Below are 12,306 nucleotides of genomic sequence, written 5' to 3'. Positions count from 1 at the left end.
TTGTAATGGGGAACCTCAGCGCCCGTCGGCGATGAGGCAGCCGGGCGGGAAATCCGTCCCGTCCAGCGCCGCCACCACGCATTGCGCCGAGATGAGGTTGCCGCGGGCCAGCGCCTCGGCGCTGGAGCCGGAGGCGTGGGCGGTCGCTACCACATCCGGGCGCGCCGCCAGCGCAGCGGCAACCTGCAGCATCGCAGCGTCCGCCTCCGCCTCGAACACGTCGAGGCCGGCGCCGCCGATGCGTCCCGCCTCCAGCGCGGCCAGCAGCGCGCGGTCGTCCACGAGGCCGCCGCGGGAGGTGTTGATGACCAGCGCATGGGGCTTCATGGCGGCCAGCGCGTCGGCGCCGATCAGGTGGCGGGTCTCGGGGGTGAGTGGCGCATGGACGCTGATGATGTCGCTCTGCGCGATCAGGTCGCCGAGCGGCACATAGTCCACGAAGGGGAAATCCGGGTCGGGGGTGCGGGTCGCGACCAGAACCCTGGTCCCGAAGCCGTGCAGGCGCCGCGCCACCGCCTTGCCGATGCGGCCGAGCCCGACGAGGCCCACCGTCTTGCCCGTGAGGTCGTATCCGCTCAGCACCCGCCAATTGCCGGCGGCGATGGCGCGGTCACTCTCCTTCAGCCGGCGCAGCAGCGCGAGGATCATCGCCAGCGTGTGATCCGCCACCGCATCGTCATTGGCCCCCGCCGCGATGGTGACAACCCGGCCGAGTGCCTTGGCGGCAGGCACATCCACCCGCTCATAGCCCACGCCGCGACGGGCGATGACCTTGAGATCGGGATGGGCGGCAAGGATCTCCCGCGTCACCGCGCGCATGCCGACGATCCAGCCCTCGACGCCTTCAAGCAGCGCGCTCAGCGCGGCGTTGGAAATGTCGGCATCAAGCGCGTCGCCCGGCAGGCCGGACGGGACCGCGACGCAGCCGTGCTCGGCGAGATATTCGGCAGCGGCGGCATCGAACAGGCGGGTGGTGATGAGAACCTTGCGGGGGGCGGACACGGCGGGCGACCTTTTCCGGAGGGAACGAACGGGAGCGTCCCCCCTCCTCTCCCGGCCGCGCGCCGAGATCAAGCCCGCACGCGACATCGGCGCCATGCAAAAGCGCCGCACAAATCCACCATGCAAAAGGGCGGCGCATGCGCACCGCCCTCAAGTCCGAGGGGCGGAAACCCGCCCCCGTGTCGAAAGGCAGGGCGGGCCTCGGCCCGCCCCTCAATCCCGCCCCGTCAGGCCGCCTGGGCGGCGCCCCCTACGGTCGAGCCCTCGATGGCTTTCGGGGTCGACATCGCACCCGCGATGGGGATGATGCGGGGCTTCTTGGCCTCGGGAATGTTGCGCACGAGATCCACGTGCAGCAGGCCATTCTCAAGCACCGCGCCCTTCACCTCCATATGGTCGGCGAGCTGGAAGCGACGCTCGAAGGCGCGGGCGGCGATGCCGCGATAGAGCACCTGGGCGCTCTCGGACGCCTCGGACGACGTCTTCTCGCCCTTGAGGGTGAGGGTGTTCTCCTTCACCTCGATGCTCAGCTCGGCATCGGTGAAGCCCGCCACGGCCACCGTGATGCGATAGGCGTTCTCGCCCGTACGCTCGATGTTGTAGGGCGGGTAGGTAGGCGCCGCATCGACGCCGCCGACGGAATCGAGCAGCGAAAACAGCCGGTCGAAGCCGACGGTGTTGCGATACAGCGGAGCAAGGTCAAACGTACGCATGGCATATCCTCCTTTGAAGCGACATGCGGGACCCGCATAAAGCCGGGTCCGGTCAGGGCGCCGTCAGGTCTCTGCCCGGCGCCTTTTCGGATGTGGGTAGGCCCGTTTCTGGCGTCAAGGGGGAGCCACGCCGCCAATCTGAACGGGCGATGAACGCCTTTGCCGGTCGGCGTTCACCCGCCGCGGCTAGACTTTTCCCCAACGACATCTGCTCCGTCCGCGGCGTACTCCGGTGAGGAGGCGGGGGGCAAGGGGAGGTCGGGCGATGCGGGCCTGTGCGGCCGCCTGTGCGGCCTTCTTCCTGATGGCACTCGCGCCTCCGGCGACGCGGGCACTCGCCCAGTGCGGCGGCGAGGTACCGGCAGCATCCAATGCGCACGGGGCCGTTCCGGCCAAGCCCCCGCCCCTTCACACGTATCGTCCGCCAAGCGAAGCCGGGACGATCGCCCTGCCTGGCCTGCCGCTCGCCCGCGCCGCCTCCGTCACCGCGACCCAGATGCCGGACGAGGCCGCAGCGCTGCCCGGCGCCATCGCGCCCCGCGCCTACCGGCCCTACCAGATCGCCCCCGCCGGCCCCCATCCGCTCACCGCCGAGACCGTCGCACCGAGCCTCGAAGCCCGCGGCTTCCGCCAGATCGGCGCCGTGCGCCAGCGCGGGCAGAGCTTCCTCGCCGAAGCCACAGGGCCGCGCGGCGAGCGGGTGCGCCTCGTGCTGGATGCTGCCAGTGGCGACATCAGCGGCATGCAGGTCATCGGCTCGGACGAGCGGCGCTAGAGAATCGTCCGGTCCATCGAAGCGCATAAGTCCCCAGGCCTTCGAATTGGTACGTCCATTCGGCTGCAGCGTCGGACGGCGAGCGCCGGGTGGAGACTCGGACAGAACAAGCAAGGCGGTACTTAAATACGCCGCAATCACGCCCCATTCCCGACTGCGGGGGCTTTGATCGGCGGCTTGCACGGGCGTGCGGGCCAGACTGACGGAGCGGGGAAATGATGGCGGCTGCCTTAAGCCGGGCCATGGGCATGTTCGGCATGTCGCTTCTGGTCACATCGTGTGCCAATGCCCCGCTGGAGCAGGGCGGCTCGCTCACCTCCTACACGGACCTCGAACCGGCAGACGGCATGCTGGCGAAGTCCAAGATCCTCATTCACAAGGACCAGGTGCTCGCGGCCAGGACGGTGCGCATCGTTCCCACCGTCTTCGCGGCCGGAGCCCAGAACGAAGGGATTTCCGACGAGCAGCGGAAGCTCGTGGCCAATGCTATTGACCGTTCCATCTGCTTCGGCCTCAGCGATCGCCTTGAAGTGGTGCCGGCGTCGCAGCCCGCCGATCTCACGGTGCATGCCGTCGTCACCCACATGGATGCCACCGACGAAAAGGCCGTTGCGGCGACCAAGATTGCGTCGGTGGCGAAGACGGTGCTCCTGCCCGGCGTCCCGGTGCCGACGCCGCGCCTGCCCATCGGGCTGGGCAGCCTGTCCCTGGAGGCAGAGGCCCGCAGCCCCGACGGCCGCCCGGCGGCGGCCATGGTCTGGGGGCAGGGCGCCAACATGCTCTCTGGGTCGGCGCGGGTGTCCGCCGCTGGCGATGCCTATGATCTGGCGAGCACCTTCGGCGACGATTTCAGCAAGATGCTCGTCACCGGCGAGAACCCGTTCAAGTCCCTTTCCGGCCCACCGCCGGCGGAACGTATCCAGTCTCTGACGGGTGGCGCGCCCAAGTTCGCCGCCTGCGACGTCTTCGGTCGCGCGCCCGGCTTCAACGGTCTCGTCAGCGGCGTCGTGGGCGCGCCCCCGGAATGGACCGACAAGGGCAGCGATGCGGCAAGCACGCCTTCCGCGGCGCCGCCAGCCGCGCAATAGGTCTGCGCACCGCGAGCGCGGAGCGAGCGACTGCGCGGCCCGAACCGTGCGAGGCGATTGTGAAGCGGGGCTCCGACGTGTAACCCTCGCTCTCACGCCCGACGCCGGCCACCGCCGCGCTCTCCACCGCCGCGAGCCTCATGACGCTCTATTCCCTGCCGAACAATCCGGCGCCTGAAGGCGCGATCGAGGGCGAGATCGTCGCCCGCGACGGCGTGCGCCTGCGCTTCGCCCGCTTCATGCCGCAGGGCCGGGCGAAGGGCACGGTGGCTCTGTTCAGCGGCCGCTGCGAGTTCATCGAGAAATATTTCGAGGTGGTGCGCGAGTTGAGGTCCCGCGGCTTCGCGGTGGCGCTGCTCGACTGGCGCGGACAGGGCGGTTCCCAGCGCCTGCTGCGCAATCGCCTGAAGGGTCATGTCACGCGTTTTTCGGACTATCTCCTCGACCTGGAGGCCTTCGCCCGCGAGGTGCTGCTGCCCGACTGCCCTCCGCCCCATTTCGCACTGGCCCATTCCATGGGCGGCACGATCCTCCTGTCCTCGGTGCTGGAGGGGCAGCGCTGGTTCGACCGCATGGTACTGAGCGCCCCCATGCTGGGGCTCGATTCGGTGCCGTTCGAGGGCATCGTGCGGCCAACCGCCACCGTTCTCTCCCACATCGGCTTCGCCCGCGCCTTCGTGCCGGGCGGACGCGGGCGCACGCTGGCGCGGCTGAAGTTCGAAGGCAACCCGCTCACCTCGGACCGGAGCCGGTTCGACCGCACGCAGGCACTCGTCACGGCCTATCCGCAGCTCGATCTCGGTGCGCCGACCGTCGGCTGGCTCGCAGGCGCCTACGCCGCCATGGCGGAATTGACCCATCCCGACGTGATCCCGCGCATCCGCCAGCCGCTGCTCATCATCGCCGCCGGAGGAGACCGGCTCGTCTCCAACAAGGCCATCGAGCATTTCTCGGCGCGGCTCATCGCCGGCGCCCATGTGGTGGTGCCGGCCAGCCGGCACGAGCTGCTGATGGAGCGCGACATCTTCCGCGCCCAGTTCTGGGCCGCGTTCGACGCTTTCATCCCCGGGACGCCGATCTGAGAAGCTTTACGTTGCCACACTCAGGCGCCGCGCGGGCTTAGGCTTTTTGCGTTGCCACACTCAAACGCCGCGCGGGCTTAGCCGCCGGTGAGCTGGCGCAGCGCCGCCTCGTGCACCTTGCGGCTACCGGCGGCGACCACGCGTCCCCCCGCAACCGGCGAACCGCCTTCCCAGCTGGTGACGACGCCCCCCGCGCCCTCGATGATGGGCACGAGGGCGATCACGTCGTGATCCTGCAGGCCGGTCTCGATGACGAGATCGATGAGGCCGGCCGCCACCATGCAATAGGCGTAGCAATCGCCGCCGTAGCGCGAGAGGCGCACGCGCTCCTCCACCGTGCCGAAGGCGGCGCGGTCTTCGGCGTTCATGAGGCGGGGGCTGGTGGTGTAGAGCACCGCGTCCTCCAGCCGCCCGCAGTCGCGGGTGGCGAGGGTGCGCTCGCCGGCCGGGCCGCGATAGCGCGCCGCGCCGCCGTCGCCGAAGAAGCGCTCGCCGATGAACGGCTGGTGCATCATGCCGTAGACGGGATCGCCGTCCTTCAGAAGGCCGATCAGCGTCCCCCAGGCGGGCAGGCCGGCGATGAACGACTTGGTGCCGTCGATGGGGTCGAGCGCCCACGTATAGGGCGCGTTCGCCGCCACGTTCTCGAACTCCTCGCCGATGATGCCGTGGGCGGGGAAGGTGGAGCGGATGAGCTGCCGCATGGCCTGCTCGGCCGCCCGGTCCGCCTCGGTGACGGGATCGAAGGCGCGGCCCGCGCTCTTGTCCTCAATGCCAAGCGCCGTGCGGAAGAAGGGCAGGATGGCCTCGCCCGAGACGGTCGCAAGCTGATGGACGAAGGCGTCGAAATCGACGGCGGTCATGGAGACTCCGGAACGGTCGGGCGGGCCGACGATGCCCGCGCCGGCAAGAAAGCGCGGGTGGTGGCACCTGCCAAGGAAAATCTGCGAGGAAAATCTGGGAGGGAAATCTGCGCGGGAAGGCCGGCTCCATCCGCGGCTGCCCGATGCGGCAGGCCGGCCGAATCCGCCAGGCCGCGATCCCTACGGCACAACTGCGGTGCGGGATGATCTCACCTAGGGCAGGCGTGGCGTGCAGGACGCGCAAAAATTGGGCAGCTAGGCCGCAATGGGCTGAAAATAAATGGTTTTAAATGTTGGACAGTTGCACAAACTATCTGCCTGTCACGGACTTGATGCAGAGGGGGCCATTCGTCATATTGATGCAGCGCGGCATTGCTTGTTGCGGTGCCGCTGCCCTCCTTGGGCGTTTCCTCCCTAGACTTGGGCCGCTGTTCTCAGCGGCCCCTTTCTTTTTTCGGCCCCTCATGCCGAGGCAGGAAATGCGCGCCGCCCGGCAAAGGCCCGGAGCCTGCGCCCGCCTGTTCCGCCCGCCTTTTGCGCCCTGCCCGCGCCCCATGCCCAGCCAGATCCATTTTCCGCGCGCGTGGCGCCTGACGGGAATCTGGCGGCTGTGTTGACCGCGCGCCTATCCCTGCGTGCGCGCAGCTCTGATCGACCGGCCGTCACTATGGGTCCCGGCACCGGGCGACACCCGGACATGCCGTGTCCTGGCCATCCCCGGCACAGCCGAGTCGGACCAAGCGCACGCTTCTATCGATTTTTTTGAGCGGCCTGCTCTTAGCGGCCACAGCCCGGGCTTAGCCGGGAGAAATAAATTCCTATAAAAATCAATGAGTTGTCGTGGTATACCAGACTGCGACAAACGCGCACTTGATTTATGGCACTGCACTCGGCTATTTGTGCATTGCGACACGGCGATTGGCGTCGCTGTGTCGCTGCCCTCCTTGGGCGTTTCCTCCCTAGACTTGGGCCGTCTGCTCACGCGGACGGCCCCTTTCTTTTTCGGGCTGGCCGATCCGGCATTCGCCGTCACCCGCCGCCCTGTCTAGGCCCCTCTCGTTCCATCCCTGGATGCGGTCTTGCGCCGCCATATTCGATCCCGTGTCTCGCGGATGTCTTCGCAAGGCGAAGCCTGCCCGGGCCGGAATTCGATGGTGCCTGAGTAATTCCTCGGCAACCGTGCGCAATTGGTAGCCTTGCCATACGAAAAACGCAAGGCACCTTATGCAAAAATGCAGAGCTTTGTCATTCGGCTGCCGCACGGAGCGGGGCGAGGCCCTCCGACACCGCGATGAACAGATCCCCCATCAGGGCCCGAAGATCGGCCTGGGCGCTGGAAAATCCGCTATTCCGCTCATAGCCGGCCTCGTCCATGTAGAGGCTGCGGTTGAGCTCGATCTGCACGGCGTGCAGCCCGGCGGAGGGGTTTCCGTAGTGCTCAGTAATATAGCCGCCGGCATAGGGCTTGTTGCGCACCACCCGGTAGCCGCGGGCGGTCAGCGACCGCTCGATGGCGTCCGTGACCACCTCGCTGCAGCTCGTGCCGTAACGGTCGCCGATGACGAAATCGGCCCGCGCCACCTCGTCCCGTGCTGAAGTGGACGGCATCGAGTGGCAATCCACCAGCACCGCCATCCCCCATTCGCGCTGGATGCGCCCCACGAGGCGGCGCAGGGTCTGGTGGTAGGGCTTGTAAAAGGTCTCGATGCGCTCCAGCGCCTCGTTCACCGCGAGGCGGCGGGGATAGATCTCCTGCGCATCACCCACCACCCGCGCGATGGTGCCGAGGCCACCGGACACGCGAATCGACCGCGTGTTGGCGAACGGCGGCAGCCGGCCGTCGAACATGCGCGGGTCGAGCTCGTAGGGCTCGCGGTTGAGGTCGAGGAAGGAGCGCGGGAACAGGGCCCGCATCATCGGCGCGCCCAGCCCGACGCAATCGCCGAACAATTCATCGACGAACGTATCTTCCGATCGGCGCAGGGTCGAAAAGTCCAAGCGCGTCTGTTCGACGAAGCTGCGGGGATAGATTCGCCCGGAATGCGGGGAGTTGAAGAGGAAGGGCGCGCGCGCCTCGACCGGAGTGAGCACCTCGAATGCGGGTTCAATGGTGTCGGCGAGGCAGGCAGTCATCAAGAACCCAGCACCTTGGAATAGTTCCGGAATTCCCACCGGCGGGCGGCGGAATGATGGCCCGGCGAAACACCTTTTGGAAAGGGGTGGCGCGGCTTTCACTTCGAATTTACCCGAATGCGGCAGACAAGTCATATGAACCCCCTGCTCTGGCCGGGGGTGGACAGAACATGACATCAGGGGAAGCGGCGTGGCCAAGATCCTGCTCGCTGAAGACGACAACGACATGCGACGCTTCCTCGTGAAGGCGTTGCAGAATGCGGGCTACTCCGTCGCGTCATGCGACAACGGCCGCTCCGCCTATGAACGAATGCGGGAGGAGCCGTTCGAACTGCTCCTCACCGACATCGTGATGCCCGAGATGGACGGCATCGAGCTGGCCCGTCGGGCCACCGAGCTCGATCCCGACCTCAAGGTGATGTTCATCACCGGATTCGCCGCGGTCGCCCTCAATGCCGACGGCGAGGCGCCGAGCGAGGCCAAGGTGCTCTCCAAGCCCTTCCACCTGCGCGACCTCGTGAGCGAGGTGGGCAAGATGCTGGCGGCCGCCTGACGCGTCATCCACAGGCCGGAACATCCTTCGACACACCCGCCTTGCCTCCGGCGTTTCGAGCCGATATAGAGGCGGCTCCTGCGAGGGGGCGCGTAGCTCAGCGGGAGAGCACTACGTTGACATCGTAGGGGTCACAGGTTCGATCCCTGTCGCGCCCACCATCCCTCACCTCATCATCCGGCGATTGATCCGTCCGGCGGCACCAGCCGTCCGGGCCGTCATCGCGTGTGGGGCACCGGCCATCCAGCGCGCACCCGATCGCGTAAAAGAGCGGCGCCTGCGGGCGCATTGACGCGCCCCGGCCGAGGCGCCATCTCACCGGCAGCAGCCGAGGACCTGATGATCGACGCTCCCGCCTTCTCCGCCGATTCCACCCATCTGCCCAAGGACCACCCGAAGGTGGCGTTCGGGCGCGTCGGCGTGCTCATCGTCAATCTCGGCACGCCGGAGGCGACGGACTACTGGTCCATGCGGGCCTATCTGAAGGAATTCCTCTGGGACCGGCGGGTGATCGAGGTGAACCGGGCGCTGTGGTGGTTCGTGCTCAACGCCATCATCCTCACCAAGCGCCCAGGCCCCAAGGGCCGCGACTATGCCAGCATCTGGAACAACGAGCGCAACGAAGGCCCGCTCAAGACCATCACCCGCGACCAGGCCGAAAAGCTCGCCGCCCATTTCGCCGGCATCGATGAGCGCATCGTGGTGGATTTCGCCATGCGCTACGGCAAGCCGCCCATCGCCGAGCGCCTCGCCGCGCTCCAGGCGCAGGGCTGCGAGCGCATCCTGCTGGTGCCGCTCTATCCGCAATATGCCGCCGCCACCTCGGCCACCGTCTGCGACAAGGCCTTCGATGCGCTGAAGGAGATGCGCTGGCAGCCGACGCTGCGCGTCGCGCCGCCCTGGCACGATGATCCGGTCTATATCGATGCTGTGGCCCGCGATCTGGAGCGGCATCTGGCGGCGCTGGACTTCGAGCCGGAGGTGATCCTCGCCTCCTTCCACGGCGTGCCGAAGTCCTACCTCATGAAGGGCGACCCCTATCACTGCCAGTGCGCCAAGACCGCCCGCCTGCTGCGCGCGCGGCTCGGCATGGACGAAAAGCGCTTTCGCCTCACCTTCCAGTCCCGCTTCGGCCGCGAGGAATGGCTGAAGCCCTATACGGACGAGACGGTGAAGGCCTTGGCCGAGAGTGGTGTGAAGCGGCTCGCCGTGTTCAACCCCGGCTTCGTCGCCGACTGCCTGGAGACGCTGGAGGAGATCGGTGTCGAGAACCGCGAGATCTTCGGGCACGCCGGCGGCGAGAGGTTCGCCGCCATCCCCTGCCTCAATGCCGGCGATGAGGGCATGCGGGTGCTCAAGACCGTGGTGGAGCGGGAACTGCGGGGCTGGGTGGGGTAACCCCGCCCTTCACTCCCCGCCCTTCACTCCGCCTTCGGCTCCACCTTCGCCGCTTCCCACCCGAGTATGGCGCGCTTGCGCGTCAGGCCCCAGTGGTAGCCGGTAAGGTCGCCACTCTTGCCGATGACGCGGTGGCAGGGCACCACGAAGGAGATGGGGTTCTTGCCGATGGCCGCGCCCACCGCCCGTGCCGCCTTGGGCCGGCCCACATGCTCGGCGATGGTGGAATAGGTGGTGGCCCGGCCCATGGGAATGCGCAGCAGGGTCTCCCACACCCTTATCTCGAAATCCGTGCCGATGAAGACGATGCGCAGGGGCTGGTCGCCGCGGCAGGAGGCGGGATCGAATATCTGTGCCACCAGCGGGGCGGTGGCGGTCGGGTCTTCCAGATAGGTGGCATTGGGCCAGCGCGAGCGCATGTCGGCGAGCGCCGCCGCCTCCTCCCCCAGATCCGCGAAGGCGAGGCCGCACAGGCCGCGCGGGGTGGACATGGCCAGCGCCTGCCCGAACGGGGACGGATGGAAGCCGAAGCGGATGACGAGGCCAGCGCCGCCGGTCTTCCACTCCCCCGGCGACATGGCCTCGTGCACCACGAACAGATCGTGCAGCCGGCCGGGACCGGAAAGACCCAGCTCCAGCGCGGCATCGAGCACGTTGGGGCATTCGGCGACGATGCGCCGGGCGCGATCGAGCGTCACCGCCTGGAGGAATGCCTTGGGCGTGAGGCCGCACCAGCGGCGGAACAGGTCGGTGAGCGCGCGGGCGGAGACGCCGGTGGCGGCGGCGATCTCCTCCACCTCCGGCTGCCGGCGCACGTTGCAGGAGATGTACTCCACCGCCCGGCGCACCACGTCATAGTCGCGGGCGGCGATATCGAGCTGCGCGGCAGGCGTCGCCGTCAGCGTCGGCGCCGCCGCGGACAGGATGAGATCGGGGGCATCGAGCGCCAGCACGGCACGTCTCCTTCTGATCGAGCGTTGCCCATCTCAGCAGGCGCCGCAAGCGCCGGCCACCCGATTTCCCCCGAGCCGACCGTCCTCAGGCCGGATCGCGCCGCACGGTGAGCCCGTTGAAGGTCTGCTGACCGGCCATGCACTGGATGCGGTTGATGTTGACGTGGCGGGGCATGGTGCAGGCGAAATACACCTGCTCGGCAATGTCCTCGCCGGTCATGGGCGTATAGCCGGCATAGACCTGATCCGCCTTGCCCTTGTCGCCGGAGAAGCGGACCACGGAGAATTCCGTCTCCACGAGGCCCGGCTCGATGTTGGTGACGCGCACCCCGGTGCCGGCCACATCCGCCCACAAATTCAGGGAGAACTGCTTCACGAAGGCCTTGGTGGCACCGTAGACGTTGCCGCCGAAATAGGGGTAGTCGCCGGCGACGGAGCCGGTGAACACCACATGCCCCTCCTTGCGCGCCACCATGGCCGGCAGGCTCGCGCGCACGGTGGTGAGCATGCCCGTGATGTTGGTCTCCACCATGGTCTTCCACTCGTCCAGCTCCGCCTTCTGCGCGGGCTCGAGCCCGAGCGCGAGGCCGGCATTGGCGAAGACGATGTTGTAATCGGCGAACGGCGCCGGCAGGCTGGAGAAGGCGTCGAACGTCGCCTTCTCGTCGCGCACATCAAGCTCCAGCGGGAGGATCAGGTCGCCGAACTCGGCCTTGAGACCTTCCAGGCGGTCGGCCCGGCGGCCCACGGCGACCACCTTCGATCCCGCGCTCGCAAAGCGGCGGACGGTGGCGGCGCCGATGCCCGAGGTGGCGCCGGTCACGACGAGGGTCAGCGTGCGGGGATCGAGCATAGCCATGGAAAGCTCCGAGCAAGGCAAGGACGGGAGAAGGGCGCGGAAGAGCGTGCCGCAAGGTGCGCCGGTGATTAAACCGCCTTAACCATCGCGTCCATCCGCCGCCACGAAACGGTATCTTGATACATCACCAGCCTTGCTGCTGCCACGATCTCACGAAAGGGTGCGTTTACCCGCAGCCGGCTAGGGTTCGCGCCTGTCAGCTGTGGTCCGAACGTCGATGCGTCCCGTGCGAGCCACTCAGGGGCGGGTGGCGGTTTTCGCGTGAAGGCGCTAGGTTGCGGACACGTCCGGAGAACAATGGATGAAGGTGGTTCTGGTTTCGGCGGCTCTGGCGCTGGCCCTCGGCGGGTGCAGCACGGAGCTTGACGGCTTCGGGGCGAAGCCGTCCGCCATGGCGGCCAATCGCGTGCTCACGGCGCCGACTGGTGCGGTCGAATCCTCGCCCGTGCCCGGCAACGTGTCCACGGCCGCGGCCGATACCGCCACCGGCGCCATCACGCCGCGCACCACTGCCTCCAACGTGCCTCTTACGCCGCCTCCGGCCAATCCCGGCGCCACCGCCTTCGCTCCCAGCGCGGCCAAGGAACAGGTTTCCGGCGCCTGGAGCTTCTCGTGGGATGGCGGCAAGGCCTCCTGTCCGGTTCGGCTCGGCACCGACCGCGGCCTCAGCGGCCTTTCCGCCCAGGCCGACGTCTCCTGCCCCAGCGAGATCTTCATGACCAAGGGCTGGGACATGATGGGCTCGGACATCGTGCTGCAGAACCATCAGGGCAAGGTCACCGTCCGGCTCCAGCCGGATGGCCCCAACCATTACGTCGGCACCATCGCCGAGACCGGCCAGCAGGTCGCCCTCGCCCGCTGAGGCGGGCGGCCCAACGTCCCGCTGA

The 12,306-nt window shown here is 67.8% G+C and carries 12 protein-coding genes and 1 tRNA gene; 7 read left to right on the top strand and 6 right to left on the bottom strand.

Annotated features, from left to right (window positions below; genetic code table 11):
- Positions 1-15 precede the first annotated feature (15 nt).
- Both XAN126_RS0105905 and XAN126_RS0105895 read right to left on the bottom strand, forming a co-directional pair.
- Positions 16-1,002 (bottom strand): phosphoglycerate dehydrogenase, encoded by a 987-nt coding sequence (locus XAN126_RS0105905; protein WP_024277678.1) that lies wholly within the window; start codon positions 1,000-1,002, stop codon positions 16-18.
- Between the two features lie 227 nt (positions 1,003-1,229).
- Complete coding sequence (locus XAN126_RS0105895; protein ID WP_024277677.1) at positions 1,230-1,715, bottom strand: Hsp20 family protein; 486 nt, start codon at positions 1,713-1,715, stop codon at positions 1,230-1,232.
- 265 nt (positions 1,716-1,980) lie between these two features.
- Between XAN126_RS0105895 and XAN126_RS26865 the strand changes: the two genes are divergently transcribed.
- The 3 genes from XAN126_RS26865 to XAN126_RS0105880 all read left to right on the top strand — a co-directional run bounded on the left by XAN126_RS26865 (position 1,981) and on the right by XAN126_RS0105880 (position 4,660).
- Positions 1,981-2,490, top strand: a complete 510-nt coding sequence (locus tag XAN126_RS26865) for a hypothetical protein (RefSeq protein ID WP_024277676.1) — start codon at positions 1,981-1,983, stop codon at positions 2,488-2,490.
- A gap of 215 nt (positions 2,491-2,705) precedes the next feature.
- On the top strand, positions 2,706-3,578 hold the full coding sequence (locus XAN126_RS0105885) for a DUF3313 domain-containing protein (protein ID WP_245272218.1): 873 nt from the start codon (positions 2,706-2,708) through the stop codon (positions 3,576-3,578).
- A gap of 140 nt (positions 3,579-3,718) precedes the next feature.
- Positions 3,719-4,660, top strand: coding sequence for an alpha/beta hydrolase (locus tag XAN126_RS0105880; protein WP_024277674.1), 942 nt, complete (start codon positions 3,719-3,721; stop codon positions 4,658-4,660).
- Between the two features lie 77 nt (positions 4,661-4,737).
- Here XAN126_RS0105880 and hisN read toward each other — a convergent pair whose 3' ends face one another.
- Positions 4,738-5,523 carry a histidinol-phosphatase gene (hisN, locus tag XAN126_RS0105875; protein ID WP_024277673.1) on the bottom strand — a complete coding sequence of 262 codons (786 nt, stop codon included), beginning with the start codon at positions 5,521-5,523 and terminating at the stop codon, positions 4,738-4,740.
- A gap of 1,245 nt (positions 5,524-6,768) precedes the next feature.
- Positions 6,769-7,656, bottom strand: a complete 888-nt coding sequence (locus tag XAN126_RS0105870) for an N-formylglutamate amidohydrolase (protein ID WP_024277672.1) — start codon at positions 7,654-7,656, stop codon at positions 6,769-6,771.
- Positions 7,657-7,846: 190 nt separating this feature from the next.
- On the opposite strand from XAN126_RS0105870, the gene XAN126_RS0105865 reads away from it, so the two are divergent.
- From XAN126_RS0105865 to hemH, 3 genes are all read left to right on the top strand, one after another.
- On the top strand, positions 7,847-8,209 hold the full coding sequence (locus XAN126_RS0105865; protein WP_024277671.1) for a response regulator: 363 nt from the start codon (positions 7,847-7,849) through the stop codon (positions 8,207-8,209).
- 86 nt (positions 8,210-8,295) lie between these two features.
- Positions 8,296-8,370 (top strand) — tRNA-Val (locus XAN126_RS0105860).
- 178 nt (positions 8,371-8,548) lie between these two features.
- Positions 8,549-9,607, top strand: a complete 1,059-nt coding sequence (gene hemH / locus XAN126_RS0105855; RefSeq protein WP_029876771.1) for a ferrochelatase — start codon at positions 8,549-8,551, stop codon at positions 9,605-9,607.
- Positions 9,608-9,630: 23 nt separating this feature from the next.
- Here hemH and XAN126_RS0105850 read toward each other — a convergent pair whose 3' ends face one another.
- A complete protein-coding gene (locus XAN126_RS0105850; protein ID WP_051460787.1) occupies positions 9,631-10,533 on the bottom strand; it encodes a methylated-DNA--[protein]-cysteine S-methyltransferase in 903 nt (300 codons plus the stop codon).
- Positions 10,534-10,645: 112 nt separating this feature from the next.
- A complete protein-coding gene (locus XAN126_RS0105845) occupies positions 10,646-11,419 on the bottom strand; it encodes an SDR family NAD(P)-dependent oxidoreductase (protein WP_024277668.1) in 774 nt (257 codons plus the stop codon).
- Between the two features lie 301 nt (positions 11,420-11,720).
- Between XAN126_RS0105845 and XAN126_RS0105840 the strand changes: the two genes are divergently transcribed.
- Positions 11,721-12,281 carry a protease inhibitor Inh/omp19 family protein gene (locus tag XAN126_RS0105840; protein ID WP_024277667.1) on the top strand — a complete coding sequence of 187 codons (561 nt, stop codon included), beginning with the start codon at positions 11,721-11,723 and terminating at the stop codon, positions 12,279-12,281.
- Positions 12,282-12,306: the final 25 nt, after the last annotated feature.

The organism is Xanthobacter sp. 126, assembly GCF_000526175.1.
Lineage (GTDB): Bacteria > Pseudomonadota > Alphaproteobacteria > Rhizobiales > Xanthobacteraceae > Xanthobacter > Xanthobacter aminoxidans.
Note: the sequence above shows the minus strand (reverse complement) of the source record. Positions and strands in the feature narration are given on the sequence as shown.

Coding starts and splice junctions, on each gene's coding strand:
- XAN126_RS0105895 (WP_024277677.1), bottom strand. CDS start 1,715: ATGCGTACGTTTGACCTTGCTCCGCTGTATCGCAACACCGTCGGCTTC.
- XAN126_RS26865 (WP_024277676.1), top strand. CDS start 1,981: ATGCGGGCCTGTGCGGCCGCCTGTGCGGCCTTCTTCCTGATGGCACTC.
- XAN126_RS0105885 (WP_245272218.1), top strand. CDS start 2,706: ATGATGGCGGCTGCCTTAAGCCGGGCCATGGGCATGTTCGGCATGTCG.
- XAN126_RS0105880 (WP_024277674.1), top strand. CDS start 3,719: ATGACGCTCTATTCCCTGCCGAACAATCCGGCGCCTGAAGGCGCGATC.
- hisN (WP_024277673.1), bottom strand. CDS start 5,523: ATGACCGCCGTCGATTTCGACGCCTTCGTCCATCAGCTTGCGACCGTC.
- XAN126_RS0105870 (WP_024277672.1), bottom strand. CDS start 7,656: ATGACTGCCTGCCTCGCCGACACCATTGAACCCGCATTCGAGGTGCTC.
- hemH (WP_029876771.1), top strand. CDS start 8,549: ATGATCGACGCTCCCGCCTTCTCCGCCGATTCCACCCATCTGCCCAAG.
- XAN126_RS0105845 (WP_024277668.1), bottom strand. CDS start 11,419: ATGGCTATGCTCGATCCCCGCACGCTGACCCTCGTCGTGACCGGCGCC.
- XAN126_RS0105840 (WP_024277667.1), top strand. CDS start 11,721: ATGAAGGTGGTTCTGGTTTCGGCGGCTCTGGCGCTGGCCCTCGGCGGG.